Origin of the sequence: Rhodococcus sp. 06-1460-1B (genome assembly GCF_002258475.1) — a bacterium.
Taxonomy (GTDB): Bacteria; Actinomycetota; Actinomycetes; order Mycobacteriales; family Mycobacteriaceae; genus Rhodococcoides; species Rhodococcoides fascians.
Map to the genome: position 1 here is coordinate 109,954 of NZ_NOYS01000034.1, position 26,396 is coordinate 136,349.

The following is a 26,396-nucleotide window of genomic DNA, read 5'->3' on the forward strand; positions in this document are numbered from 1 at the left end:
GAGATGGTGATGGCGCGCGAACCCAAGCAGGATCGCAGCAGGGTGACGCGTCAGCGACTGCTCGAGGCGACGATCGACTCGCTCGCCGAGCAGGGCTGGAGCGCAACGACGGTCGGGGTCGTCGCCGAGCGCGCCGGCGTCTCTCGCGGTGCCACCCAACACCATTTCCCGACGCGTGAGGACCTCATCACCGGGGCACTCGAGTACATGTTCGACACTCGGATGGACCATGCTCGCCGCGAGGCACAGGAGATTCCGCCCGGACCCGGCCGAACGAAACTGGTGGTGGAACGGCTCGTCGAGTACTACACGGGTCCGATGTTCAAAGCGGCACTGCAGGTCTGGACAGCCGCGTCGGCCGATCCGGAGCTGCGCGATCGGATCGTCCCACTCGAAGAGCGATTCGGTCGTCGAGCACACACGATGGCCGTCGAGAACCTCGGAGTCGACGACAACGATCCCGTCACCCACCGTCTGGTCCAGGCGACGCTCGACCTGGCGCGTGGGCTCGGTCTCGCGGACGTCCTGACCGACGACGCGCGTCGCCGCGTCGAAATCGTGCGAGCCTGGGCCGATGTGCTCGACGCCTCGTTGAACGCGCGGCTGTCCGCCGTAGGAGCGGTAGCGCACTAGACGCGCACGATCTGCAGTTCCGATCCACCTGTGCTTGAGTCTGCTCGTGACTTCCGATTCCGCACGCGTCCACCGTGGCCACATCTTTCACATCGCGGGCTCGCCCACAGTGCTGGACGCCGCCGCGTCGTTGGTCTCGATTCCCGACGGTGCCCTCGTGGTCTCAGGCGAGGGCAGGATCGAGTTCTGCGGCGAGTTCGATTCTCTGCCAACGCAATACACTCATGTGGATGTGTCGGATCACCGGCCCGGCTTTCTGCTGCCGGGATTTGTCGACACGCACATTCATTTCCCACAGACCTACGCCGGTGACTCCTACGGCGGCGGACAATTGCTCGAATGGCTGAACACGTGCATCTTTCCGTCCGAAGCACGATTCGCCGATCCGGAATTCGCGGCGGCGGCCGCGCGCGACTTCTGCGCAGCACGCATTCGCGCTGGGACGACGCAGGCCATGGTGTTCGGGTCGGCATTCCCGCACGCACAGGATTCTTTGTTCTCCGAGACGCTCGAGCACGGACTGCGCATCGTCAGTGGCCGCGGGATCCAGACCACCGGCCCCGCGTCGGCGCACGCGCTGATCACCGGTGAGGACGAGGCGATCCGCCTGGTGTCAGAGGAGATAGAGAAGTGGCACGCCGCCGATACCGGCGACGTCGACACGGCGATGCTGCACGTTGCCGTCGTACCGCGGTTCTCGCTGTCGGTGACCACGGACACACTAAGGAACCTCGGCGAGCTCTACGACTCCGTACGCGGCAGAGGCGTCTACTTCCACACGCACCTCAACGAGAACAACCGACCGGGCACCGGCGAGATCGACGCCACCAAGGGCGCGTACCAGGTCGAGAACTACCTCGATACCTACGACGGCAAGTTCCTGCCGGGCTCGAAAGTAGGGGGCAAGAGCCTGCTGGGTCGACGGTCGATCCTGGCGCACGCGGTGCACTGCGAGGACGCGGAACTGACGAGGTTGGCCGAGACGGGTACGTCCATCGCGCACTGTCCCACCTCGCAGCAGTTCCTGGGCTCGGGCACGATGCCGTGGAAGAGAACCGTCGCCGCCGGGGTCACCATCGCCATCGGGTCCGATTTCGGTGGCGGTGACGAGTGGCTACTACCGCAGGTACTCGCCGACGCGTTCAAGGTGCACATCTCCGAACCGGGAGACGCAGGCCTGTCGTTGCATCCGGCCGAACTGTTGTTCACCGGAACGCTCGCCGGGGCACGTGCTCTCGACATGGAGGAGCGCATCGGAAACTTCGACGTGGGGAAAGAGGCGGACTTCGTCGTCGTCGATCCCGACGCGTGGCCGCAGCTGGCTGCGGCCGTCGACCACGGCGTGCGCGCCGAGGACCCCGAGCTGGCCCGCGACCAGACCCTGTTCGCCCTGCTGATGGCCATGCGAGAGCCGGCCATCGTGGGTGTGTACGTCCAAGGACGCGCTGTGCACGGCACATGACCGCTGCCCTGTTCGGTTGGTAGGTTCAGTGCGACGCGAACTGCAGCATCGGACCAGCACGCGAAGGACGGCATGAAGCGAGTGACACTGGTGATCACCGCGGTCGCCGCGCTGATCGCAGGCTGCGGTGGCTCGGATACCGACGCCGCCGATACCGCGCCCGAGCCGTCGACGAGCAAGGCCGCGTACGAGCCCGGCCCGTTCTTCGGCGAATGCGGATCGATCAGCGACGCCGAGGTGCAGGCCGCGTTCGGTGCCGGACCGTTTGCCCAAGTCACCCGCAACTCCGTCGGCTGTCAGTGGGAAACCGTGGCCATCAGCGGACCGAGTGTCAGCTTCTCCTGGTATCGCGGCAGTCCGATCGGCCGCGAACGCGCCGGTTCCGAACTGATCGGCCGTCCGGCCAAGGACATCGCCATCGACGGAAACCCCGGATTCGAAGCCGAGCAGGGCCCGTTGTGCGAGATCGGTGTCCAGTTCGGAGACGACTTCTTCCATTGGTCGGTCACCTACTCCGAGCAAATTCCGGCGCGCCCGCCGTGCGACGTCGGGAACGAGCTGGCGAAGCTGACCGTGGAGCGTAAGCAATGAAATCTCGAGCAAGTACTTCGAGACGGGTTTTCGCCGCCGCAGCGACCCTGCTGCTCGCAGCCGGTTGCTCTCAGTCGGTCGAGGGCACGGCCAAGCCCCAGTCCTATGCCGGCTCGGGCAACCAAGAATTCACCAAGTTGTTGACCGAGTGCGATGCCGTCTCCGATGACCAGATCGCCGATGCCACCGGAGCCGACGAGATCGCTCGTGGCTTCTTCGGAGCGATCTGCCGATGGGATCTGATCGGTTCCGCGGGCATCGTGAAGGTGACGTTCAACTGGTTCGAGTCCGGCACCCTGGCCGCCGAGCGGGCGGCCGACGAGAAGATGACGTACACCGTCAGCGACACAACAGTGCAGGGCCGCAAGGCAATACAGGCTCAACGCCCGAACGACCCGGACTCGTGCGGAGTGTCGGCCGGAGCGGACCAGGCGGGCATCTTCGGGTGGTGGGTGCAGTACCGTCCGGGCGTCGCACACCCCGATCCCTGCCAGGCGGCCGCGAAGCTGGCAGACCTCACACTCAACCTGAGCAGATAGGTTGCGTATCAGAGCGAAGGGTGTTTTGACCCGAGGCCGCGCCGCCGGGTATCGTTATGGGTCGTGTCCGGCCTGGCCGGACCGTTTGTGTGCCTATGCGAGGTACAGCCGTGCGCACGTTCGTCTCGAGAGCGCGCAACCGGCTGGACGTGTGGGGGTATGCGACACACCCGACCGCGGGGTGCAAGAGACCCGCGGAGACGTCATGGGTGAGGAGCAGTGTTCTCTTGCTCCAACTGCTAGATCCCTGTTTATCGACACGAAGAAAGCCGGTTTATGCCAACGATCAACCAGCTGGTCCGTAAGGGTCGCACCGACAAGGTCGCGAAACTGAAGACCGCTGCCCTCAAGGGCAGTCCCCAGCGCCGTGGTGTGTGCACTCGCGTGTACACCACCACCCCCAGGAAGCCGAACTCCGCTCTCCGTAAGGTCGCGCGCGTTCGCCTGACCACCTCGGTAGAGGTCACCGCGTACATCCCCGGTGAGGGCCACAACCTGCAGGAGCACTCGATGGTGCTCGTTCGCGGCGGTCGTGTGAAGGACCTCCCGGGTGTGCGTTACAAGATCATCCGCGGCTCGCTCGACACCCAGGGTGTCAAGAACCGCAAGCAGGCTCGCAGCCGCTACGGAGCCAAGAAGGAGAAGAGCTGATATGCCACGCAAGGGCCCAGCACCCAAGCGGCCGCTGATCAACGACCCGGTCTACGGATCGCCGTTGGTCACGCAGCTCGTCAACAAGATCCTTCTCGACGGCAAGAAGTCGACCGCAGAGCGCATCGTCTACCAGGCGCTCGAGCAGGCTCGCGAGAAGACCGGCACCGACCCCGTCGTCACGCTCAAGCGTGCACTCGACAACGTCAAGCCGGCCCTCGAGGTTCGCAGCCGACGCGTCGGCGGTGCCACCTACCAGGTGCCCGTCGAGGTTCGTCCCGGCCGCTCCACCACGCTGGCACTGCGCTGGCTGGTCACGTTCTCGCGCGCTCGTCGTGAGAAGACCATGGTCGAGCGTCTGGCGAACGAGTTGCTCGACGCCAGCAACGGCCTCGGTGCCGCTGTGAAGCGCCGCGAAGACACTCACAAGATGGCCGAAGCCAACAAGGCGTTCGCCCACTACCGCTGGTGATCTCCTCGCTCGGGCGGTATTCGGAACTTTCCGATGCCGCCGGAGCGTTGATCAGCTCAGGCAATACCTCTTCCAACACCAAGGCGGGTTAACTCGTGGCACAGGACGTGCTGACCGACCTCAACAAGGTCCGCAACATCGGCATCATGGCCCACATCGATGCCGGCAAGACCACCACTACCGAACGCATCCTCTTCTACACCGGTATCTCCTACAAGATCGGTGAAGTTCACGATGGCGCAGCCACCATGGACTGGATGGAGCAGGAGCAGGAGCGTGGCATCACGATCACCTCTGCTGCCACGACGTGCTTCTGGAACGACAACCAGATCAACATCATCGACACCCCCGGTCACGTCGACTTCACCGTCGAGGTGGAGCGTTCGCTCCGCGTCCTCGACGGCGCTGTCGCAGTGTTCGACGGCAAAGAAGGTGTCGAGCCGCAGTCCGAGCAGGTGTGGCGTCAGGCCGACAAGTACGACGTGCCGCGTATCTGCTTCGTCAACAAGATGGACAAGCTCGGCGCGGACTTCTACTACACCGTGCAGACCATCATCGATCGTCTCGGTGCCAAGCCGCTGGTCATCCAGCTGCCCATCGGTGCAGAGAACGAGTTCGAGGGCGTCATCGACCTCGTGCAGATGAAGGCTCTCGTGTGGAGTGGCGAGACCAAGCTCGGCGAGAAGTACGAGATCCAGGAGATCCCGGAAAACCTCAAGGAGCGCGCAGACGAGTACCGCACGCAGCTGCTCGAGACCGTGGCCGAGTCCGACGAAGCGCTTCTGGAGAAGCACTTCGGCGGCGAAGAGCTCACGATCGACGAGATCAAGGGCGCCATCCGCAAGATGACGGTCAACAGCGAGCTGTACCCGATCCTGTGTGGATCCGCGTTCAAGAACAAGGGCGTTCAGCCCATGCTCGACGCGGTCATCGACTACCTCCCGTCTCCCCTCGACGTTGCCGAGACCATCGGACACGCCGTCGGCGACGAGGAGAAGGAGATCACTCGCAAGCCGTCCGCAGACGAGCCGTTCGCGGCTCTCGCGTTCAAGATCGCGACGCACCCCTTCTTCGGCAAGCTGACCTACGTCCGGGTGTACTCGGGCAAGGTCGACTCCGGCGCTCAGGTCATCAACTCGACCAAGGGCAAGAAGGAGCGTCTGGGCAAGCTGTTCCAGATGCACTCCAACAAGGAGAACGCGATCGCGACCGCGTCTGCCGGTCACATCTACGCCGTCATCGGCCTCAAGGACACCACGACGGGTGACACGCTCTGCGATCCGCAGAACCAGATCATCCTCGAGTCCATGAGCTTCCCGGACCCGGTCATCCAGGTCTCGATCGAGCCCAAGACCAAGTCCGACCAGGAGAAGCTGGGAACAGCCATCCAGAAGCTCGCCGAAGAGGACCCCACGTTCTCGGTGAAGCTGGACGAGGACACCGGCCAGACCGTCATCGGCGGCATGGGCGAGCTCCACCTCGACATCCTCGTCGACCGTATGCGTCGCGAGTTCAAGGTCGAGGCCAACGTCGGCAAGCCGCAGGTTGCGTACCGCGAGACCATCCGCAAGACGGTCGAGAAGCACGACTACACGCACAAGAAGCAGACCGGTGGCTCCGGCCAGTTCGCGAAGGTCATCATCAAGCTCGAGCCTTTCGAGGGCGAAGACGGCGCGACCTACGAGTTCGAGAACAAGGTCTCCGGTGGTCGTGTGCCCAGGGAGTACATCCCCTCGGTCGACGCCGGTGCACAGGACGCCATGCAGTACGGTGTTCTCGCCGGATACCCCCTGGTCAACGTCAAGGTCACACTGCTCGACGGTGCTTACCACGACGTCGACTCGTCGGAAATGGCCTTCAAGGTCGCCGGCTCACAAGCGTTCAAGGAAGCCGCCCGCAAGGCCAGCCCCGTCATCCTCGAACCCGTCATGGCCGTCGAGGTCATCACGCCCGAGGATTACATGGGTGAGGTCATCGGCGACCTGAACTCCCGCCGTGGTCAGATCCAGGCCATGGAGGAACGCAGCGGTGCCCGTATCGTCAAGGCACTGGTTCCGCTGTCGGAGATGTTCGGCTACATCGGAGACCTTCGGTCGAAGACGCAGGGCCGCGCTAACTACTCCATGGTCTTCGATTCGTACGCAGAAGTTCCCGCGAACGTAGCGAAGGAAATCATCGCGAAGGTCAACGGAGAGTAATTCTCTTCGTTTGCTGGACCACGCTCGACCTGTAATAAGTAACAACACATACGCGTGCTTGCCCCGCAGGGGCGCGCACAGATCAGTCCAGGAGGACACACAGTGGCGAAGGCGAAGTTCGATCGGACGAAGCCGCACGTCAACATCGGCACCATCGGTCACGTTGACCACGGTAAGACGACGCTGACGGCTGCAATCACCAAGGTTCTGCACGACAAGTTCCCGGACCTGAACGAGGCCTCGGCTTTCGATCAGATCGACAAGGCTCCGGAGGAGAAGGCTCGTGGTATCACGATCAACATCTCCCACGTCGAGTACCAGACCGACAAGCGCCACTACGCGCACGTCGATGCACCGGGTCACGCCGACTACATCAAGAACATGATCACCGGCGCGGCACAGATGGACGGCGCAATCCTGGTCGTGGCAGCTACCGATGGCCCGATGCCGCAGACCCGCGAGCACGTGCTCCTGGCCCGCCAGGTCGGCGTGCCGTACATCCTGGTCGCACTGAACAAGGCCGACATGGTCGACGACGACGAGATCATCGAGCTCGTCGAGATGGAGGTCCGCGAGCTCCTCGCTTCGCAGGAGTTCGACGAGGACGCACCGGTCATCAAGGTCTCCGCACTCAAGGCACTCGAGGGTGACGAGAAGTGGGGCGAGTCGGTTCTGGAGCTCATGCAGGCCGTCGACGACTCGGTTCCGGACCCCGTCCGTGAGACCGACAAGCCGTTCCTCATGCCCGTCGAGGACGTCTTCACCATCACCGGTCGTGGCACCGTGGTCACCGGACGTATCGAGCGCGGCTCGGTCAACGTCAACGAAGAGGTCGAGATCGTCGGCATCCGCCCCGGCTCGACCAAGACCACCGTCACCGGCATCGAAATGTTCCGCAAGCTGCTCGACTCGGGCCAGGCAGGCGACAACGTCGGCCTCCTCGTTCGTGGCATCAAGCGCGAAGACGTCGAGCGTGGACAGGTCATCATCAAGCCCGGCACCACGACTCCCCACACGGAGTTCGAGGGCAACGCCTACATCCTCTCGAAGGACGAGGGCGGCCGCCACACGCCGTTCTTCAACAACTACCGCCCGCAGTTCTACTTCCGTACCACGGACGTTACGGGCGTTGTGACCCTCCCCGAGGGCACCGAGATGGTCATGCCCGGTGACAACACCGAGATGTCCGTCACGCTGATCCAGCCGGTCGCCATGGACGTCGGCCTGCGTTTCGCAATCCGTGAGGGCGGTCGTACCGTCGGAGCCGGTCGCGTCACGAAGATCATCAAGTGATCTAGCTTCACCCAGCTCTACTAAAGCGGCACCCACCTTCTGGTGGGTGCCGCTTTTGCGTGTGCACGCGACCTCCTCAATGTGCGGCCTCCCTTGTGTGGCCCTCCCGTTGGACGGCCCTCCCGTTGGACGGCCCTCCCGTTGGACGGCCCTCCCGTTGGACGGCCCTCCCGTCGGGATCAATGTGGGTTTCAGTCGCTCAGACTGCAACAAAGTCGCATTGATCCGGCGGGTAGAGGGGAGTACACGACCGAAAAATGGGACGCATCGGACGCGGCTGTCCCGTAACGTCGCTGCGGTGCTACTGACCGTGACTGCAAATGCCACAACCGATTTCCCGGACGCCTCCGATATCGGGTATTTGTTGCACAAGCACCCCGATTGCGTACAGACTCGCAACCTGCCCATGGGCCAGACCACGGTGTTGTATCCCGAGGTCTCGGCAGAGCGGACAACCCTTGCAGTACTGCTCGACGCCACAGACGACAAAAGTCCTGCCGCATCCGGGCTTGCTGTGGCGTTGTCTCGCCTGTTCAAGCAGACGTTGGCAGGCGTCTGTACCACAAGGCCCGAGTTGGTCTCTGCGGCAATCGATTTGGTCGTCACGATGCCGGCCGCGCCTTCGCGCGGTGCGACAGATCTTGCGCCTCGGCTGTTCGGACCCCTCGGATGGAATGTAGAGACCACCCCGATCCCACTGGATTCGACGCAGCCGAACTGGGGCGACTCCGAATACGTGGATCTGGTACTCACCGGCACCTTTGCTCTGTCGGCTGCGCTGCGGCACCTGTACGTACTGCTGCCAGTGCTCGACGACGCAAAGCACTACTGGGTCGGTGAGGATGAGGCAGACAAACTCGTTCGGGCCGCGGGGGATTGGCTCGGCGAGCATCCGGAGTCGTCGCTGATCGCCTCCCGATATCTGGCGCACCGGCGTGAGCTCGTCGAGTCCGCACTCGATCGTCTGGTCCCCGATGCACCGGAAGAGGTTGTCAGCCCACGGGATCCGACGTTGGCCGAGCAGCGACTACATGCTGTACTGGCCGCACTCGGTGATGCCGGTGCGAAGTCGGTCGTCGACATGGGTTGCGGCGAGGGCCGACTGTTGCGTGAATTGCTTGCACACAACGCAATCGAGCGGATAGTCGGTGCCGACGTGAGTGATCGTGCGTTGGCGAAGGCGCAGCGCAGGCTCCGGCTCGACGAGATGTCCGATCGGCAGCGTGGACGCATCGAACTGCTTCAGTCGTCGGCGACCTATCGAGACGTGCGGTTGCAGGGTTTCGACGCGATGGTGCTCATGGAGGTCATCGAGCACATCGACCTCGAACGCCTTCCGGCGTTGGTGCGCTCGGTCTTTCGAGAGGCCCGTCCGAGGACGGTGCTCGTCACCACGCCGAACTCGGAATACAACGTGCTGTACCCGGGCCTCGACGCCGGAGCCTTTCGGCACGTCGATCACCGATTCGAGTTCACCCGTGCCCAATTCGAGCAATGGGCGACGTCGGTAGCGGACGCACACGCCTACACCGTTCGCTTCGACCGCATCGGACCCGTCGACGACGTGCTCGGTAGCCCTACCCAGATCGCGATATTCACCAGAGAGGAGCAGTCCCAATGAGTACCTACGAGATTCCGGACCTGTCCCTCGTCGTCCTCGTCGGCATCAGTGGATCGGGGAAGTCATCCTTCGCTGCAGACCGGTTCGGCCCGTACGAAACCGTGTCGAGTGATGCCTGTCGAGGGATGGTCAGCAACGACCCCAACCTGCAGAGCGCCACGAAGGACGCGTTCGCGCTCCTGGAATTCCTCGTCGCAACCAGGCTGCGGGCCGGTCTGCTCACCGTCGTCGACGCCACCAACGTGCAGGCGGCGGCTCGCAAGGCCCTGATCGCACTGGCTCGTGAGCACGATGTCCTTCCGGTTGCCGTCGTGCTCGACGTGCCGGAACCGGTCTGTGCACAGCGCAACGCGGAGCGCAGCGACAGGACGTTTGGCCGAGATGTGCTGCGCCGCCAGCAGTCCCAGTTGCAGCGCTCGATGCGAGGGCTGTCCAAAGAAGGCTTTCGCTCGGTTCATGTCCTCGACGGTGTCGATGCGGTGGCGTCGGCGACGTTCGTTCGTACCCCGCTGCGGAGCGACCGGCGAGGGCTTTCCGGGCCTTTCGATGTCATCGGCGACATTCACGGATGTCTGTCGGAGCTCGAAAGCCTGCTCACGACTTTGGGTTACACGCTCGAGCGCGACGCAGACGGTAGGGCAGTCGGTGCAACGCCGCCGGAGGGTCGAAGTGCGGTGTTCGTCGGAGACTACGTCGACCGTGGGCCGGATTCGGTCGGCGTGCTGCGGCTCGTGATGGGGATGGTGGCAGAGGGTTCAGCACTGGCAGTTCCGGGCAATCACGAGAACAAACTCGTCAAGGCGCTGCGAGGTCGGAAGGTCACTGCCTCACACGGTTTGGCCGAGACACTCGAGCAGCTCGACGGCGAGACCGAGGAGTTCCGCCGCGACGTGCTCGAATTCTGTGATGGCCTCGTCGCACAACTGGTGCTCGACGGCGGAAAACTCGTCGTTGCGCACGCGGGTTTGATCGAGAAGTACCACAACCGGGCGTCGGGCCGAGTACGTAGCTTTGCCCTGTACGGCGACACCACCGGCGAGACCGACGAATTCGGGTTGCCGGTGCGGTATCCGTGGGCTCAGGACTATCGCGGGTCGGCGACTGTGCTGTACGGGCACACGCCGGTGCCGGAGGTGCAGTGGGAGAACAACACTGCGTGTCTGGACACGGGGTGTGTCTTCGGCGGCAAGTTGACGGCGCTGCGGTATCCGGAGCGGGAGGTCGTCTCGGTGCCGGCGGAGCAGGTCTGGTACGAGCCGACCCGGCCGCTGGGCGGGTTCGTTCGGGAGTCGTCCTCGCTGGATCTGTCGGACGTCATCGGACCGACCGGAGTGGAGACTGCGCTGCGTGGGCGTGTGTCGATTCGGCCGGAGAACGCCGCGGGCGCATTGGAAGTGATGAGCCGGTTCGCCTTGGCTCCGCAGTGGCTGCACTACCTTCCGCCGACCATGGCACCGAGTCGTACCTCGGAACGAGAGGGCTATCTCGAGTACCCGACGGAGGCATTCGACGCGTATCGGGCGCTCGGCGCGTCGACGGCGATCTGCGAGGAGAAGCACATGGGCTCGCGGGTGGTCGTCGTGGTGTGCCGCGATGCCGACACCGCTCGGGCGAAGTTCGACGCTCCCGACGGTGTCCTCGGCGCCGCGTACACACGGACCGGTCGGCCGGTGTTCGACGAGACCGTGACCGGGATGCTGATCGCTGGGGTGGCCGACGCTCTGGAGGGGGCCTGCGTGTGGGACGAATTGTCCTCGCACTGGCTGGTTCTCGACTGCGAACTGATGCCCTGGTCTGCCAAGGCGGAGGGCCTGATCAAGTCCGAGTATGCGGCACCTGCTGCCGTGTCCCGGGCGAATCTCGAGGCCGAGGAGTCGGTGCTCGCTCGGGCGGCCTCGCGCGGCCTGGCCGTGTCCGAACTGCAGGAACGGAACGTGAGTCGGCAGCGCAACCTCGCCGAGTTCACTGCTGCGTATCGGCGGTACAGCTGGTCGACGGATGGACTGGCAGGCGTCAGCCTCGCCCCGTTCCAGCTGTTGGCCTCCGACGCCGGCACGTATGCGGACCGCCCGCACGAATGGCACCTTGCACTGGCCGATCGACTGGTGGCCACTGCGCCGAAGCTGTTCACGACGACACGTCGAATCGAGGTCGATCTGGCATCGTCGGATTCGGTTGCGGCAGGGGAGAGATGGTGGGAGGAGTTGACGGCACAGGGCGGTGAGGGCATGGTCGTCAAACCCGCGGCCAACATGCCGCGCGGAAAGATGCAGCCCGGCATGAAGGTTCGGGGCCGGGAGTACCTGCGGCTGATCTACGGTGCGGATTACACCGACCCGAATCGACTCACTGCACTGCGTAACCGAAACGTGGGACACAAGCAGTCGATGGCTCTGCGCGAATATGCGTTGGGAATGGAGGCACTGGACCGATCGGTGCGTGGTGAACCGTTGTATCGCATCCACCAGGCAGTGTTCGCGGTACTCGCACTGGAATCGGAGCCGGTGGACCCGCGGTTGTAGGTGCCTGCGGCAGTGGTGTGGATATGCGCCATCTGGGGCACATAGCCACACCACTGCGGCGAAGCCGCACTCAGGCCTGCGGCGATGAAAACGGAGTGATTCCGGCACCGATGGGTGCGGCAATTGCGGCGGTCACCGCTATCGATGCCCAGAAAGTGGTCGAGTCCAGCATCACGCCTCCGGCAAGTCCGCAGACCGCGACGACGATGCCGCATCCGATCAGCAGTGCTGATCCGACAGCGGCGTGGAGCAGGCCGGTTCTATCGGGGGTGCGACGGGCGTTGAGCCAGATCATCGTCCCGGTCGTCGCGAACACCAGAGGGACGTAGAAGTAGAGGGAACTGTCACCGAGTTTCGAGGCGAACGCGACGATCACCAGTACCGCTCCGAATGCCACCGGGACAGGAAGGGGGCATTCCGCCGGGCCATCGCTCGAATCTGCTGCGCGTCGGTGCCGTCATGGATCCACCGTAACGTGACGTCAGGTCCGTTTGTCGATGTGCAGTTGGACGCGTGTCGCCACATCTGCGCCGCCCAGAGACCGTGCCACGAACGCAGCGCGGGACTCGGCTTCGGCGATGAAGCCGACGACGTCGAAATCGGCTGCAGCATGGACCGATACGGTGATGGTGGGCATACCTCGGTCGTCGATGGCAGTTCCCCTGGCCCGTCTTACACCAGGGAACTGCGCCAACTCCGCGGCCACGCCCGACGCGATCGCACTCAGGTCCACATGCGCCGAGAAGTGTGGCTCCTCGATGACGCTCGCCGTTCCGGTCGTGCGTGGTGAGAAGTTGCCGATCAACAACACCAGCGCCGCGACGACGGCCACCGCGACGACGATTGCCAGAGTCGGTACCCACCAACCCTGCTGCGGCAGTTCGGCAATACGAGCACGGTCGAAGCGAGAGAGCGTCTCCCGTGCCCACGGAACGTCGTAGTGCCACGCAAGTGCGAAGCCGCCACCGGCGAGCAGAGCGGCTCCCGCGATCACGGCAACGACTCGATCCAGTCCGGCGACAAAGGTTTTCACTACGACACCCGTGTCGGTTGCGACACCGAGTGCTGCACCGTCAGACGCCGCCCACCCGCGGCGACGGACAGTAACGGACCGAGGGCAGCGCGCACGGCAGCGTCGGCAGTGTCCGGAGAAACAGCTCGATCTCGCTGCACCCGGACCTCGATCTTCCTGCGTGTGACGACGGTATGCGCGTCCACGACTCCGCGGGTGGACTGCGCTGCAGCACTGCACAATCGAGCGATGTCGGTCGGCGTGGCCCAGACGGTGGGTGTCGGGCCGCCCAATCCCGAATGAGTTCTCGTCCGAGGTTTGACGCCCGCAAAGACGAAGAGTGCACCGACGACGATCGATCCGACGGCGGGAGCGATCATCCACCCCTGCCAGTGCAGTTGCGAAACCCAGTGCACGGCATCGGCAATCCATGGACTGCCGACGATGTGTCCCTGAGCGATGAAGAATTCGCGGCCGGCTACGAACGCCACGGCGAGGAGGGCGAACCCGAACACCAGCGCCACCGGCATCGCCGCGGGGCCGGCCGTGGGTGGTCGAGGTGAAACCACCGCAGCAGCAACATCATCAGCAGAACCGCGCGCCGAACGGTCCAGCGCCGTGTCCGACACCAGCACGTTCACCCGATGCACGTGCACGCCGGTCATCGTCGCCAGTGCGGCCTCGACGGTGCGGTGAACCGACTCGGTCACGTCGGTGATCTGCGAGGGCCAGCGCACTCCGATGTAGAGGTTGACCGAGACGGTGTCCTCTCCGAGGGTGACATCGGCTCGGGGAAGTTCGCGGCCGGTCAAACGCGACATGCCGCCGGTGGTGCGGGTGACCCGAGGGTCCTTCGATGCCGCCGCGATGGCCGTTCTCGACAGCGCACGGTGTTTGATCTCCAGACTTCCGCGCGACTCGTCGTGGGCACTGTGGTGTTGCACTCCACAACTGTAGTGACGCGGTGCACCTCGGCCGGATCGGCGGCGCAATTCTTCCTGGCATACTGCGGTTGTGTCGGAAATCGTTCGGGTGACCACGTCGGATATTGCCTCGGCCGAGGCGTTGCTGGAGCCGGTCATGCGCCGGACGCCGGTGGTCGCGTCACGGATTCTGTCCGACCTGACCGGTCACGAGGTGCGCCTCAAATGCGAGAACCTGCAGCGCACCGGATCGTTCAAGCCGCGCGGGGCGTACAACCGCATCGCCAGGCTCGACGCCGACCAGCGAGCCCGAGGCGTGGTGGCGGCCAGCGCAGGCAACCACGCTCAAGGTGTCGCGTGGGCCGCGTCGCAGGTGGGGATCACCTCGACGGTGTTCATGCCGGTCGGAGTGTCGCTGCCCAAACTCGTCGCCACCAAGGCGTACGGCGCGACGGTTCATCTGGTGGGCAATACCGTCGACGAGGCTCTGACGTCGGCACGGGAATTCGCCGACCGTACCGGTGCCACGCTCATCCACCCGTTCGATCATCTCGATATCGTGGCCGGGCAGGCGACGCTCGGAACCGAACTGCTGCAGCAGATGCCGGATGTCGGCACCATCGTGATTCCCACCGGCGGCGGGGGACTGTTGGCGGGTGTCGCCGCAGCGGTGAAGCTGACGAGACCGGACGTCAGGGTTATCGGCGTTCAGGCCGAGGGCGCGGCCGCGTGGCCGGCGTCGTTGAAGGCAGGCCACCCGATCGCGCTGACGTCGATGTCGACGATGGCCGACGGCATCGCTGTCGGTCTCCCCGGGTCGGTGCCGTTCGATCATGTGCAGGGCTGGGTCGACGACGTCGTCACCGTCAGTGAGGACGCGCTGTCCCGCGCCTTGGTGCTGTGCATCGAGCGAGCGAAACTCATCGTCGAACCGGCCGGTGCCGCTGCGGTGGCAGCACTGATGACGCACTCGGCCGAGGAATTGGGTCTGACGGGGTCGGTGTGCGCGGTGCTGTCCGGCGGGAACATCGATCCACTGCTACTCACTCATGTCATCACCCACGGGCTTCGGGCCGGTGGACGTTATCTGGCCGTGCGGGTGACGATTTCGGACAAGCCTGGCGGACTCACCGGCGTCCTGGGCGTCGTGCGCGACGCCGGTGCGAGTGTCGTCGACGTCGTGCATTCCCGCACCGGGGGACGTCTGGGTCTCGAGGAAGTCGACGTCATGTTGACCGTCGAGACACGTGGACCCGATCACCGCGGCACGGTTCTCGACGCCCTGGGCGCAGCGGGATATGCGGTGCAGGTCGAGAACTGACGGCCGGGTTCACACAGGTCGCACTGGTACCTTGATCAGCGACCTGGACCAGGACATCGGTGGGAGAAGTTTGCATGGCACGGCTCGTCGCGATCGTTTCCGCACTGGTGGGAATCCTGCTGACGATCTCGATACCGCTGTTGCCGATCGAACAACAACAGTCGTCGTTGACCTGGCCGCAGAGCGACACCGTCGGCAATGTCGAGGCTCCGCTCGTCGGCTACACCCCGATCAGCGTCGACGCGACCGTTCCCTGTGCAGCCGCGGCCGGTCTCTCCGACGGCGGCCTGTTGCTGTCCACTTCGCCCAAGGGATCGCCCGACGCCTATCGCTACGGTCTCGTCGCCGAGGTGACCGGCGGCGAGACGTCGCAACTGAAGGTGACGCTGCGCGATTCGGTCCTGCTCGAGAAGCCGGTCGCGGAACTGAGCCCATCGACTGCGGGCGACTGCTTGCTGACGATCACCTCGAACGGCACCGCGACCACTGTCGGACTGACCGGTGACGACACCGTCTCCCGTGAGGGCGACGTGCGGCCCCAGCTGGTCGGAGTGTTCAGTGATCTGCAGGGCAACGTTCCCGGTCTGCAGCTGCAGGCCGAGCTGGACAGTAGGTTTTCTTCCACGCCCAGCGCGCTGAAGTGGTTCGCGATGATCGTCGGAGTGCTCGCCACGGGAATATCGCTGGTGGCCCTGCACCGCCTCGATCTGTCCGACGGCCGTCGCGCCCGCCGGTTCCTGCCGCGTCGCTGGTGGAGCTTCGGGCCGGCCGACGCGGTGGTGATCGGGACGCTGCTGGTGTGGCACGTCATCGGCGCGAACACCTCCGACGACGGCTATCAACTGGGCATGGCACGCACGGCCGATCACGCCGGGTACATGGCCAACTACTTCCGTTACTTCGGGGTGCCCGAAACACCGTTCGGCACACCGTTGTACGACATGTTCACCCTCCTCTCGCACGTGTCGACGGCCAGTGTGTGGATGCGGATCCCGACGTTGATCTGCGGCGTCGTCGTCTGGCTCGTCCTCAGTCGTGAGGTGATCCCGCGGTTCGCTGCCGCTGCCCGCGCGTCGAAAACTGCGCTGTGGACCGGCGGGCTGGTGATGCTGGCGTTCTGGTTGCCGTACAACAACGGTCTGCGCCCGGAGCCGTTCGTGGCTCTGGGCGTGTTGCTGACGTGGTGTTCGGTGGAGCGGTCCATCGCGACACGGCGACTGCTGCCTGCGGCAGCGGCGATTCTGATCGCTGCGTTGACGGTCACGTGCGCACCGTCGGGCTTCATCTGTTTCGCGCCACTGATTGCCGGCGCCCGGCCGGTGATTCAGATCGTCGTCGCCCGCGCCCGCGCGTTCGGCACCACGACACTCGGCGCGGTAACACTGCTCGCCCCGCTGGTGGCGTCGGGCACCGTGGTACTCGTCTTCGCGTTCGGGAATCAGACCGTGGCCGGCATGCTCGAGATGCAGCGGGTGCACACTGCGGCCGGGCCGAGCCAGGCGTGGTTCGAGGAGTACCTGCGCTACCAGTGGCTGATGAACATGGACATCGACGGCTCGCTGGCGCGTCGGTTCGGGGTGTTCGTCATGGTCGTCTCGCTGACCGCGGTGGTGATCGCGATGCTGCGCAAGGGCGGCAAGATTCCCGGCACCGCCACCGGGCCCGCTCGACGCATCGTCGGCATCACCGTCGGGGCCATGGCATTGATGATGATCACCCCCACCAAATGGACGCATCACTTCGGCGTGTTCGCCGGGCTCGCGGCCTCGGTTGCGGTGCTCGCCGCCGTGGCAACCGGCGCAGCGGTGCTCCGTTCGCGGCGCAACCGGTTGCTGTTCGCAGCGGCCGTGTCGTTCCTGACGGCGGTCGCCTTCACCGGAACCAACGGCTACTGGTACGTCTCGGCGTGGGGAGTTCCGTTCTGGGACAAGCCGATTCTCGTGGCCGGTCTCGGCATCTCGACGATGTTCCTCGGCCTGACGGTACTGCTGTTGCTAGCCGCCGTGTGGTTCCATCTGCGTGCGCCGTACGTCCGCGCCGACAAGCCGATGGCGCGATGGTGGTCGGTGCCACCGATCGCCGTGGCCGCAGGTCTGATGGTGCTGCTGGCCGTGGCATCGATGGCCAAGGGCGCGGTGGCTCAGTGGCCGTCGTACTCGGTCGCGAAATCGAACCTGTCGGCGCTGGCCCGCAACACGTGTGGACTTGCGAACGACGTGCTGCTCGAGACGAACCCCAATGCCGATGTGCTGCAACCGGTCAGCGGCGACGCCGTCGCCGCTCTCGGGGCCGAGAACGACGGGTTCACCCCGGACGGGGTTGCGCGGGACCTCACCGCAGACAAGGAATCCTCGGCCTCGGGCACCTCGAACACCGTCGACACCGAGGATCAGCAACAGCCGACGTCGACCACCGGAGCCGGAACCGGGGGCAGTGCACTGCCGTACGGCCTCGACCCTGCGACCGTGCCGGTACTGGGGTCGTTCGGATCGGACACTCCCGCCACCCTGACCACCGGTTGGTACGCGCTGCCCGCCGACCCCGGTCGGCTCGTCTCGATCGCCGCGGCCGGACGCATCCGCTCGGTGAACTCCGACGGCATCGTCACCTACGGCCAGAACCTCGAACTCGAGTACGGAGTGGACGGCCGGGCGCAGGGGCGGGTGACGCCCATCGACATCGGCCCGACGCCGTCGTGGCGCAACCTGCGGGTGCCGATGGACCTGATTCCCGCCGGCAGCAACATGATTCGTTTGGTATTGAGTGACACCGACCGCGACCCCGACCAGTGGCTCGCGGTCACCCCGCCGCGGGTGCCGCGTACCCAGACGTTGAACGAGGTCGTCGGTCGCGAGAATCCCGTGCTGCTGGACTGGGAGGTGGGCTTCAACTTTCCGTGTCAGCATCCGTTCGATCACCGACTCGGGGTTGCCGAAGTTCCGCAGTACCGGGTTTTGCCGGACCGCAGCGGTGCCGTCATCACCAACGCATGGCAGGACCATTTCGGCGGCGGCCCGCTCGGCTGGATCGATGTCGTTGCCTCGGCCCGCACCATCCCGTCGTACCTGGACGGGGACTGGGATCGTGACTGGGGATCGATCGAGCAGTACACACCGTACGACCGATCGGCTGAGCCGGCGAAGATCACAGCAACCGAGATCCAGCGTTCCGGCCTGTGGACGCCCGGTCCCATCAAAACCGGTTAATCTCTACGCGTTCGGAAGTCCTTATACCGACAGTGGAAGAAACGGGGAGAGGGCCATGGCGAACGCTATAGAAGTAGAGAACCTGGTACTTCGGTACGGGAAGAACGTCGCGCTCGACGGGATCGATTTCACGGTTCCCGAGGGCACGGTGCTCGGTGTGCTCGGCCCCAACGGTGCGGGCAAGACGACGGCGGTGCGGATCCTGGCCACTCTGCTGCAGGCAACGTCCGGTTCGGCGCGGGTGTTCGGGCTCGATGTGGCGAAGCAGGCCAACGAGGTTCGGGGGACGATCGGCCTGACGGGCCAGTTCGCGGCTGTGGACGAGTATCTGACCGGGTACGAGAATCTGGAGATGGTCGGCAGACTGTTCGGGCTGCGCAAGGCCGAGGCCAGGAAACGCGCCGACGAGCTGCTCAGCAGATTCGACCTCGAATATGCACGCGACCGCACCGCCAAGCAGTACTCGGGGGGTATGCGTCGCCGACTCGACATCGCGGCCAGTCTGATCGGCAGGCCACGGGTGGTGTTCCTCGACGAACCCACGACCGGTCTCGACCCGCGCAGCCGAATCACGATGTGGGAGTTCATCGCAGATCTCGTCCGTGACGGAACGACGATCCTGTTGACGACGCAGTACCTCGAGGAGGCGGACCGGCTCGCCGATTCGATCATCGTCCTCAACAAGGGCAAGATCATCGCGCGCGGCACCGCCGACGAGCTGAAGGCCCAAACGGGCGGCGAGCGAATCGAATTCGTGCTCACGGACCGATCTCAGGCCGATCGCGCCAAAGAGATCCTGACCCCGATCGGCGTCGAGCCGCCCACCCTGGACGAACAGGTGGGACGGATCGTCATGCCGGTCAACGGTGGATCGAAGGATCTGTCCACGGCGTTGAGTCGTCTGGAAGCTGCGGGAATCGGGGTGGTCGACGTCGGTCTGCGACGGCCGAACCTCGACGATGTGTTCCTGTCTCTGACCGGTCAGACCACCGGCGAGCCCGAGGCTGCGGAGGAAGAGAAATGAGCAACGTTCTCCTGGATTCGGCGATCATCACCAAGCGAAACCTGATCAAGCTCAAGCGAGTTCCCGATCTGCTGTTCTTCGCAACGCTGTCACCGATCATGTTCGTGCTGTTGTTCGCCTATGTCTTCGGCAGTGCCATCGACGTACCCGGCATCGACTACAAGAGCTTCCTGATGGGCGGGATCTTCGTCCAGACGATGATCTTCGGTGCGTCCATCACCGGATCCTCACTGGCCGAGGATCTGCAGAAGGGCGTCATGGATCGCTTCCGGTCGCTGCCGATGGCGCGATCTGCCGTCGTCATCGGGCGGACGGCCGCCGACGTCGGCAACAACGTCGTCACCATCACGATCATGTCCATCACCGGACTCATCGTGGGCTGGCGCATCACGTCGTCGTTCTTCGACGCTCTGCTCGGTTACGTGCTGTTGCTGCTGTTCGCGTACTCGATTTCGTGGGTGATGGCTCTGGTGGGACTGATCGTGCGCTCCCCGGAGATCTTCAACAACGCGTCGTTCATCGTGATCTTCCCGCTCACGTTCATCGCGAACACCTTCGTGCCGATCGACAACTTCCCGAGCGTGCTCAAGACCATCGCGGAATGGAACCCCATCTCGTCGGTGACCCTGGCCGTGCGTGAGCAGTTCGGCAACACCAATCCGATGGCCCCACCGCCCGAGGTGTGGCCGTTGCAGAACCCGGTCCTGTACACGTTGATCTGGGTCGTGGTGATGCTCGTGGTGTTCGTGCCGCTGTCGGTCCGTAAGTACCAGAAGACGATGACTGCCTGAGATCGTCCGAAACGACGACACCCCCGGCCGCTGAGCGACCGGGGGTGTTGTTCGAGAAAAGGCTCGAATCAGGTGTGGTACGGCTCTGCGCTGACCAGCGTGACCTTCATGGTCTTGCCGTTGGGCAGGGTGTACTCGCGGGTGTCGCCGACCTTCGCGTCGATGAGCGATCCACCCAGCGGGGACGCGGGGGAGTACACCTCGAGCTTGCTGTCGCGGGCACCCTCTTCGCGGGTGGCGATCAGGAAGGTCTCGGTGTCGGACTCGTCGCCGTCGTAGTAGACCTTGACGACGGATCCGGGCAGAGCCACGCCCGACTGGGTGGGCGCCTCGCCGACCTTCGCATTGTTGAGCAGTTCCTGCAGCTGACGAATGCGTGCTTCCTGCTGGCCCTGCTCCTCGCGCGCAGCGTGGTAGCCGCCGTTCTCCTTCAGATCGCCCTCTTCGCGACGCTCGTTGATCTCGGCGGCGATGACGGGGCGATTGGAAATGAGCTGGTCGAGTTCGCTCTTGAGCCTGTCGTGTGATTCCTGGGTAAGCCAGGTCACCTGGGTCTCGGTCATCTCGATCACTCCCTCGTAGTCGGAATCTCGAGTTCGATTCCGGTTTCTAGGCGGTAGGGCACGCAACGAAGAGGGGACTCCAATGGATGGATCCCCTTGGTCGGCCCGCATCCTGGAGCCGTCGACATCGTTGACGCAGGTAACCCTGCCCGCAATGCAGCAATACACGGCACCTGTGCGGCAGCCGTGTACGACCCAAGCTTACCACGAACAGGCTCTTCGCCTATCGGGCTCGTAAATACTCGGGAACATCGAGGCTGCAGCCGTACACGTCTCCGACAGCGGGTGGGGACGACGTCGTCACGTCGGTGGTGAGCTCCACCGTGGTCGAGGAGGACTCCGGTGGGATGTACACCTCGCGCCGTCCCGTCTCGGAACCGTCGCGAGAACGAGCGCGGACGATGCACACCGCCGGCTGCTCCGGGTTCTCCCGGGTGACGCTGAATCGGATCGACATCGTGCTCTCGTCGACGATGTCGAACGAAAGCTGGCTGCCTTCGACGGGCTTGACCGAGAATTTCGTGTACGCGTAGTAGGCCACGCCGAGCCCGACCAGCAGGACCAGTGCCACCAGTGCGATCTTCGTCGCACGTTTCGGAGCTCGCCGAATGCCGCTCGGACCGGAACCCGACGGGTATCTACCTGCGGGAAGTGCGTTGGTCATGTCAGCTCTCGGAGTGAAATCGGGGGTGCCGCTGGGGGCATGTCGGCGTCAGGTGGAACTATAGGGCAGGCAAGAACAAGGCGAATCCGAGGTGAGGAAGAACGTGTCCGGACTGCGGCTCATGGCAGTGCATGCCCATCCCGACGACGAGTCCAGCAAAGGTGCTGCGACCACGGCCCGCTATGCGGCCGAAGGGCACGACGTTCTGGTCGTCACGCTCACCGGCGGCGAGCGAGGGGACATCCTCAATCCGGCGATGGACATTCCGGGCGTCCACCAACGGATCAGGGAGGTTCGACGCGAGGAGATGGCCGAGGCCGCGCGCATCCTCGGGGTACAGCAGACGTGGCTCGGATTCGAGGACTCGGGACTCCCCGAGGGCGATCCGCTGCCGCCGCTGCCCGAGGGCTGCTTCGCGCTGGTGCCGTTGGAGGTGTCCACCGAGGCGTTGGTGAAGGTGGTTCGAGACTTCAAGCCCCACGTCATCACCACCTACGACGAACGCGGCGGCTACCCGCATCCCGATCACATCCGCTGCCACGAGGTCTCGATGGCCGCGTGGGAAGCCGCGGGCGATCCCGAGCGTTTCCCCGATGCGGGTGAGCCGTGGACTCCGCTCAAGCTCTACTACTCGCACGGTTTCCTGCGTAAGCGCATGCAGCTCTTCCACGACTGGTTCATCGATCGCGGCGAGGAAAGCCCGTTCGTCGACTGGCTGAAGCGGTGGGACGGTCAGCGCGACGAGATCATGGAGCGCATCACCACGCAGGTCGACGTGGGCACCTGGTTCGAGCAGCGCGACGACGCACTGCGAGCCCATGCGACGCAGATCGATCCCAACGGAGCGTTCTTCGCGGTGCCGGTGGACGTCCAACGCAAGTTGTGGCCCACCGAGGAGTTCGAGCTCGCCCGCACCCGCGTGACCACGTCACTGCCCGAGACCGACCTGTTCGCGGGAATAGAAGAGACCGAACAATGATCGTGTCGATCCTCGCCCAGCAGCCCACGGGGCCCGAGTTCGGCAAGTCCTCGCCGATCGGTCTGGTGATCCTCGTGGCGTTGCTGGTCGGAACGGCGCTGCTGATCTGGTCCATGAACAAGAAGATCAAGCGTCTGCCCGCGACGTTCGAGAAAGAAGATCCCACGCTGGATCAGGCGCTCGACGAGGGCACCGATCGTGGGGGCATCACGCCGAGCCCACAACCGGACACCAGCCGTCCGAAACCCGCTGTCTCCGACAAACCTGCTGTCTCCGACGAACCCTGATGCTCGACGCGAACACGCTGGGCGAATCCACCAGTCCGTATCTGCGTCAGCACGCCGACAATCCGGTGCACTGGCAGCAGTGGGGACCGCAGGCACTGCAGTCCGCGCGTGATCGCGATGTCCCGATCCTGTTGTCCATCGGGTACTCGGCGTGCCACTGGTGTCATGTCATGGCACACGAATCGTTCGAGGACGAGGCCACCGCGGCCCTGATGAACGAGCACTTCGTGTGCATCAAGGTCGATCGGGAAGAACGCCCCGATCTCGATGCGGTGTACATGAACGCCATTGTCGCGATGACCGGTCAGGGCGGTTGGCCGATGACCTGTTTCCTCACACCCGAGACCGAACCGTTCTACTGCGGGACGTACTACCCACCGGCCCCGCGCCAGGGGATGCCCTCCTTCGAACAACTACTGACCGCAATCGCCGACACCTGGTCCACCCGGCGACAGGAGGTGTTCGACGCGTCCGCGGCCATCGTCACCGAGCTGCGCAAACAGAGCTCCGGAATTCCGGCCGGCGGACGATCGCTGGACGCCGATTTTCTGGCCGCGTCCGTCGCGGCGGTCTGCGCCGACGAGGACACCACCTACGGCGGCTTCGGCCGGGCACCGAAGTTTCCGCCGGGTGCACTGCTAGAGGGTCTGCTCCGGCACTACGAGCGCACCGGCAACGGTGAGGTTCTCGACGTGGTTCGACGTACCGCGTCGGCAATGGCGCGCGGCGGCATGTACGACCAACTCGCCGGGGGCTTCGCGCGGTATTCGGTCGACGCCGAATGGATCGTCCCGCACTTCGAGAAGATGCTCTACGACAACGCGCTGCTGCTGCGGTTCTACGCCCACGCCGCCCGGGTCGACGACGATCCGCTGGTGCGTCGGGTGGCGTCGGATACCGCACGATTCATGCTCGGTGAATTGCGCACGGCCAACGGCTGTTTCGCGTCGGCGCTCGATGCCGACACCGAAGGAGTCGAAGGTCTGACCTACGTGTGGACGCCGGAGCAACTGGTCGACACCCTCGGTTTCGAAGACGGTGTATGGGCTGCGGGTCTGTTCGCGGTGAATTCCGCCGGCACGTTCGAGGCCGGTATGTCCGTGCTGCAACTGCCCGCCGAGCCCGAGGACTACGACCGGTTCGCCCGCATACGGAACGCGTTGTCGGCGGCTCGAGCGTCGCGGCCGCAACCCGGTCGAGACGACAAGGTGGTCACCGCGTGGAACGCACTGGCCATCACCGCGTTGGCCGAGGCCGGAACCGGCGCGAACGAACCGACCTGGGTCGACGCCGCCGTCGAATGCGGCGAGCAACTGTTCGCCACTCACGTCGAATCGGGACGTGTCCGGCGGGCGTCCCTCGGTAGCGCAGTGGGTGAGGCCACCGGAGTGCTCGAGGACTACGCCTGCCTCGCCGTGGCCGCTGCCACGCTGTTCCAGGCCACCGGCGACGCGGTCTGGACCCGGCGGATGACGACGATCCTCGACGCTGCGATCGAGCACTTCGCCGATCCCGACGACGCCGGCAGCTGGTTCGACACCGCCGACGATGCCGAGACCCTGGTGACCCGGCCGCGGGATCCGATCGACGGTGCGACTCCGTCGGGAGCGTCGACGATGGCCGAGGCGCTGCTCACCGCCGCCGCACTCGTCGATCACGAATCGTCCGCACGGTACGCCGAACTGGCCGCTGCCTCGCTCGCACGAGCGGCGGCCATCCTCGAACGCGCCCCGAGGTCGGGTGGTCACTGGCTGGCCGTGGCCGAGGCGTCGGTGCGCGGCCCCATTCAGATCGCCGTATCGCTCGCACCGGGCGGTGAGTTGCTCGCCGCCGCGCGGTCGCTGGCGCCAGGAGGTTCCGTGGTGGTCGCAGGCTCCGCAGACTCGTCTGCGCTGCTGACGGGCCGACCGCCCGTCGACGGGCAGGAAACGGCGTACGTGTGTCGCGGATTCGTCTGCGACCGGCCTGTGACGTCGGTCGAGGATCTGGCGGCCGTCCTGCGGAAGTGACGTCGCCGACGCGGTGTTCCGCCTTCCGACGCGTCGTCAGAACAGGACGAGCCACACTGCCACGAGGTGGCAGATTGCCGCCAACACCGTTGCTGCGTGGAAGAATTCGTGATGGCCGAATGTCGTGGGCCACGGATTCGGCCACTTGGTGGCGTACAGGACGGCCCCGACGCTGTAGAAGATGCCGCCGACCAACAGCAGCAGGAACGGTGCGAAGCCGACGTGCTCGATCAGGGTGGGAGCGACCGGCACGATGGCCCAGCCGAGCACGAGATACAGCGGTACCCCGACCCAGCGGGGAGCGGTGGGCCACAGCATCTTCAGAGCCACCCCGCAGATCGCTCCGATCCACACGACGATCAACAGAGTTCGTCCCGTCGCGGCCGGCAGACCCAGTACGGCGAACGGGGTGTAGCTACCGGCGATGAACAGGAAGATCATCGAGTGGTCGGCGCGTTTCATCCAGATCTGCGACGCGGTGGTCTTCCAGTGCACGCGGTGATAGGTGGCGCTGACGCCGAACACCCCGCACACGGTGATCGAGTAGATGCCCGTCGCGAGGCCTGCACTGACCGACATCAGGCTGAACGCCATCGTGACGAGGGTGATCGCGCACACCACCGCGACGCCGAAGGCGTACAGGTGAATCCAGCCACGCATGCGTGGTTTGACGGGTATCTCGTCCAGTCCGAACATCGTCATGAAAGATGACCTCCCGTTCCGCCGTAGTGAACCTACGCAACCGTAGGTTCGGACGCTACTGTACCGGCCGCCCGCTCGAAGACGTCGGCGTAAGGTGATCCTCCGTGGTGATGAGAGCAGCGGTGACGAAGTAGTGGTGATCATTCCGCAGAAGGTGCGCGGCGTTCTCTACAACGTGTACGAGCGGCGTTTGTTGAGTCAGCTCGAGGGTGTGCAGCACCCGCGGCACGTCGCGGTGATGTGTGACGGCAACCGGCGGTGGGCACGCGAGAACGGGTTCACCGACGTCGCGCACGGCCACCGCATGGGGGCGCTCAAGATCGCCGAGATGCTCGGCTGGTGCGACGCTGCCGGAATCGAGATGGCCACCATCTATCTGCTCTCGACCGAGAATCTCCGACGGGATGCCGACGAACTCGATTCGCTGCTCGACATCATCACCGACGTCGTCGAGGAGATCTGCGGACCCGAGATGAACTGGGGTGTCAAACTCGTCGGCACTCTCGATCTGCTGCCTGCTTCGACCTCACGCCGGCTCAAGGAGGCGGCTGCGCGCACCGAGGGCCGAACCGGAACACACGTCAACGTCGCCGTCGGATACGGCGGGCGTCAGGAAATCGCCGACGCCGTGCAGTCTCTGGTCACCGAGAAGATCGCCGAGGGCATCACCGGGGACGAGTTGGTGGCCTCCATCAACGTCGACGGTATCGACAGTCACTTGTACACCTCGGGTCAACCCGATCCCGATCTCGTCATCCGCACCTCGGGAGAGCAACGGCTGTCCGGTTTCCTGCTGTGGCAGAGCGCATATTCGGAGATCTGGTTCACCGAGGCCTATTGGCCGGAATTTCGCCGCGTCGACTTCTTGCGCGCACTCCGCGACTTCGCCGCACGACACCGTCGGTTCGGTATCTGACGTGCGCGGTACTTCGT

At 64.7% G+C, this 26,396-nt stretch carries 24 protein-coding genes; 18 read left to right on the top strand and 6 right to left on the bottom strand.

Going from position 1 to position 26,396, the window contains the following annotated elements; genetic code table 11:
- Window positions 1-9 precede the first annotated feature (9 nt).
- From CH268_RS20655 to CH268_RS20700, 10 genes are all read left to right on the top strand, one after another.
- Window positions 10-633 (top strand): TetR/AcrR family transcriptional regulator, encoded by a 624-nt coding sequence (locus CH268_RS20655; protein WP_027498164.1) that lies wholly within the window; start codon window positions 10-12, stop codon window positions 631-633.
- A gap of 46 nt (window positions 634-679) precedes the next feature.
- Window positions 680-2,095: a guanine deaminase gene (locus CH268_RS20660; RefSeq protein WP_094665756.1), complete on the top strand. Its 1,416-nt coding sequence runs from the start codon at window positions 680-682 to the stop codon at window positions 2,093-2,095.
- Window positions 2,096-2,167: 72 nt separating this feature from the next.
- Window positions 2,168-2,686 (top strand): DUF3558 domain-containing protein, encoded by a 519-nt coding sequence (locus tag CH268_RS20665; protein ID WP_027498162.1) that lies wholly within the window; start codon window positions 2,168-2,170, stop codon window positions 2,684-2,686.
- A complete protein-coding gene (locus CH268_RS20670; protein WP_094665757.1) occupies window positions 2,683-3,225 on the top strand; it encodes a DUF3558 domain-containing protein in 543 nt (180 codons plus the stop codon). The genes CH268_RS20665 and CH268_RS20670 overlap by 4 nt, the downstream gene beginning before the upstream one ends.
- Before the next feature lie 276 nt (window positions 3,226-3,501).
- The gene (rpsL, locus tag CH268_RS20675) at window positions 3,502-3,876 is read left to right on the top strand and encodes a 30S ribosomal protein S12 (RefSeq protein WP_094665758.1); all 375 of its coding nucleotides are present in this window, start codon (window positions 3,502-3,504) and stop codon (window positions 3,874-3,876) included.
- Window position 3,877: 1 nt separating this feature from the next.
- Window positions 3,878-4,348: a 30S ribosomal protein S7 gene (rpsG, locus tag CH268_RS20680; RefSeq protein WP_003941856.1), complete on the top strand. Its 471-nt coding sequence runs from the start codon at window positions 3,878-3,880 to the stop codon at window positions 4,346-4,348.
- Window positions 4,349-4,443: 95 nt separating this feature from the next.
- Window positions 4,444-6,546, top strand: a complete 2,103-nt coding sequence (gene fusA, locus CH268_RS20685; protein WP_027498159.1) for an elongation factor G — start codon at window positions 4,444-4,446, stop codon at window positions 6,544-6,546.
- Between the two features lie 102 nt (window positions 6,547-6,648).
- Window positions 6,649-7,839, top strand: a complete 1,191-nt coding sequence (tuf, locus tag CH268_RS20690) for an elongation factor Tu (protein WP_032365471.1) — start codon at window positions 6,649-6,651, stop codon at window positions 7,837-7,839.
- A gap of 310 nt (window positions 7,840-8,149) precedes the next feature.
- Complete coding sequence (locus tag CH268_RS20695; protein WP_255182466.1) at window positions 8,150-9,460, top strand: 3' terminal RNA ribose 2'-O-methyltransferase Hen1; 1,311 nt, start codon at window positions 8,150-8,152, stop codon at window positions 9,458-9,460.
- Window positions 9,457-11,982 (top strand): polynucleotide kinase-phosphatase, encoded by a 2,526-nt coding sequence (locus tag CH268_RS20700; protein WP_094665760.1) that lies wholly within the window; start codon window positions 9,457-9,459, stop codon window positions 11,980-11,982. The genes CH268_RS20695 and CH268_RS20700 overlap by 4 nt, the downstream gene beginning before the upstream one ends.
- Window positions 11,983-12,052: 70 nt before the next feature.
- Here the strand turns inward: CH268_RS20700 and CH268_RS20705 are convergent, their stop codons facing one another.
- The 3 genes from CH268_RS20705 to CH268_RS20715 all read right to left on the bottom strand — a co-directional run bounded on the left by CH268_RS20705 (window position 12,053) and on the right by CH268_RS20715 (window position 13,938).
- Window positions 12,053-12,379: a hypothetical protein gene (locus tag CH268_RS20705; protein WP_094665761.1), complete on the bottom strand. Its 327-nt coding sequence runs from the start codon at window positions 12,377-12,379 to the stop codon at window positions 12,053-12,055.
- 84 nt (window positions 12,380-12,463) lie between these two features.
- Window positions 12,464-13,015 (bottom strand): hypothetical protein, encoded by a 552-nt coding sequence (locus CH268_RS20710; RefSeq protein WP_032381327.1) that lies wholly within the window; start codon window positions 13,013-13,015, stop codon window positions 12,464-12,466.
- On the bottom strand, window positions 13,015-13,938 hold the full coding sequence (locus tag CH268_RS20715) for a DUF6286 domain-containing Asp23/Gls24 family envelope stress response protein (protein WP_176458009.1): 924 nt from the start codon (window positions 13,936-13,938) through the stop codon (window positions 13,015-13,017). The genes CH268_RS20710 and CH268_RS20715 overlap by 1 nt, the downstream gene beginning before the upstream one ends.
- A gap of 136 nt (window positions 13,939-14,074) precedes the next feature.
- On the opposite strand from CH268_RS20715, the gene ilvA reads away from it, so the two are divergent.
- From ilvA to CH268_RS20735, 4 genes are all read left to right on the top strand, one after another.
- Complete coding sequence (gene ilvA, locus CH268_RS20720) at window positions 14,075-15,238, top strand: threonine ammonia-lyase (RefSeq protein WP_217900928.1); 1,164 nt, start codon at window positions 14,075-14,077, stop codon at window positions 15,236-15,238.
- 74 nt (window positions 15,239-15,312) lie between these two features.
- Window positions 15,313-18,444: an arabinosyltransferase domain-containing protein gene (locus tag CH268_RS20725; protein WP_094665764.1), complete on the top strand. Its 3,132-nt coding sequence runs from the start codon at window positions 15,313-15,315 to the stop codon at window positions 18,442-18,444.
- A 55-nt stretch (window positions 18,445-18,499) separates the two neighbouring features.
- The gene (locus CH268_RS20730) at window positions 18,500-19,468 is read left to right on the top strand and encodes a daunorubicin resistance protein DrrA family ABC transporter ATP-binding protein (protein WP_027498152.1); all 969 of its coding nucleotides are present in this window, start codon (window positions 18,500-18,502) and stop codon (window positions 19,466-19,468) included.
- On the top strand, window positions 19,465-20,259 hold the full coding sequence (locus CH268_RS20735; protein WP_027498151.1) for an ABC transporter permease: 795 nt from the start codon (window positions 19,465-19,467) through the stop codon (window positions 20,257-20,259). Before CH268_RS20730 ends, CH268_RS20735 begins: the two co-directional genes overlap by 4 nt.
- Before the next feature lie 68 nt (window positions 20,260-20,327).
- Here the strand turns inward: CH268_RS20735 and greA are convergent, their stop codons facing one another.
- Together greA and CH268_RS20745 are read right to left on the bottom strand one after the other, a co-directional pair.
- Complete coding sequence (gene greA, locus CH268_RS20740) at window positions 20,328-20,822, bottom strand: transcription elongation factor GreA (protein WP_027498150.1); 495 nt, start codon at window positions 20,820-20,822, stop codon at window positions 20,328-20,330.
- Window positions 20,823-21,045: 223 nt separating this feature from the next.
- Entirely contained in the window at window positions 21,046-21,486 is a 441-nt protein-coding gene (locus tag CH268_RS20745) for a DUF4307 domain-containing protein (protein ID WP_027498149.1), read from the bottom strand.
- 103 nt (window positions 21,487-21,589) lie between these two features.
- Here CH268_RS20745 and mca point away from each other — a divergent pair, with 103 nt between their 5' ends.
- From mca to CH268_RS20760, 3 genes are read left to right on the top strand one after another with little or no spacing between them, the layout of a single operon-like run.
- Entirely contained in the window at window positions 21,590-22,465 is an 876-nt protein-coding gene (mca, locus tag CH268_RS20750; protein WP_027498148.1) for a mycothiol conjugate amidase Mca, read from the top strand.
- The gene (locus tag CH268_RS20755) at window positions 22,462-22,752 is read left to right on the top strand and encodes a hypothetical protein (RefSeq protein WP_027498147.1); all 291 of its coding nucleotides are present in this window, start codon (window positions 22,462-22,464) and stop codon (window positions 22,750-22,752) included. The genes mca and CH268_RS20755 overlap by 4 nt, the downstream gene beginning before the upstream one ends.
- Window positions 22,752-24,761, top strand: a complete 2,010-nt coding sequence (locus CH268_RS20760) for a thioredoxin domain-containing protein (RefSeq protein WP_094665765.1) — start codon at window positions 22,752-22,754, stop codon at window positions 24,759-24,761. The genes CH268_RS20755 and CH268_RS20760 overlap by 1 nt, the downstream gene beginning before the upstream one ends.
- A gap of 36 nt (window positions 24,762-24,797) precedes the next feature.
- Here CH268_RS20760 and trhA read toward each other — a convergent pair whose 3' ends face one another.
- A complete protein-coding gene (trhA, locus tag CH268_RS20765) occupies window positions 24,798-25,463 on the bottom strand; it encodes a PAQR family membrane homeostasis protein TrhA (RefSeq protein ID WP_094665766.1) in 666 nt (221 codons plus the stop codon).
- Between the two features lie 133 nt (window positions 25,464-25,596).
- Between trhA and CH268_RS20770 the strand changes: the two genes are divergently transcribed.
- A complete protein-coding gene (locus tag CH268_RS20770) occupies window positions 25,597-26,379 on the top strand; it encodes an isoprenyl transferase (RefSeq protein ID WP_027498144.1) in 783 nt (260 codons plus the stop codon).
- Window positions 26,380-26,396 lie beyond the last annotated feature (17 nt).

Coding starts and splice junctions, on each gene's coding strand:
- CH268_RS20655 (WP_027498164.1), top strand. CDS start 10: ATGGCGCGCGAACCCAAGCAGGATCGCAGCAGGGTGACGCGTCAGCGA.
- CH268_RS20700 (WP_094665760.1), top strand. CDS start 9,457: ATGAGTACCTACGAGATTCCGGACCTGTCCCTCGTCGTCCTCGTCGGC.
- rpsL (WP_094665758.1), top strand. CDS start 3,502: ATGCCAACGATCAACCAGCTGGTCCGTAAGGGTCGCACCGACAAGGTC.
- CH268_RS20755 (WP_027498147.1), top strand. CDS start 22,462: ATGATCGTGTCGATCCTCGCCCAGCAGCCCACGGGGCCCGAGTTCGGC.
- CH268_RS20745 (WP_027498149.1), bottom strand. CDS start 21,486: ATGACCAACGCACTTCCCGCAGGTAGATACCCGTCGGGTTCCGGTCCG.
- CH268_RS20730 (WP_027498152.1), top strand. CDS start 18,500: ATGGCGAACGCTATAGAAGTAGAGAACCTGGTACTTCGGTACGGGAAG.
- CH268_RS20665 (WP_027498162.1), top strand. CDS start 2,168: ATGAAGCGAGTGACACTGGTGATCACCGCGGTCGCCGCGCTGATCGCA.
- greA (WP_027498150.1), bottom strand. CDS start 20,822: ATGACCGAGACCCAGGTGACCTGGCTTACCCAGGAATCACACGACAGG.
- trhA (WP_094665766.1), bottom strand. CDS start 25,463: ATGACGATGTTCGGACTGGACGAGATACCCGTCAAACCACGCATGCGT.
- CH268_RS20735 (WP_027498151.1), top strand. CDS start 19,465: ATGAGCAACGTTCTCCTGGATTCGGCGATCATCACCAAGCGAAACCTG.
- rpsG (WP_003941856.1), top strand. CDS start 3,878: ATGCCACGCAAGGGCCCAGCACCCAAGCGGCCGCTGATCAACGACCCG.
- CH268_RS20670 (WP_094665757.1), top strand. CDS start 2,683: ATGAAATCTCGAGCAAGTACTTCGAGACGGGTTTTCGCCGCCGCAGCG.
- CH268_RS20725 (WP_094665764.1), top strand. CDS start 15,313: ATGGCACGGCTCGTCGCGATCGTTTCCGCACTGGTGGGAATCCTGCTG.
- ilvA (WP_217900928.1), top strand. CDS start 14,075: ATGCGCCGGACGCCGGTGGTCGCGTCACGGATTCTGTCCGACCTGACC.
- CH268_RS20760 (WP_094665765.1), top strand. CDS start 22,752: ATGCTCGACGCGAACACGCTGGGCGAATCCACCAGTCCGTATCTGCGT.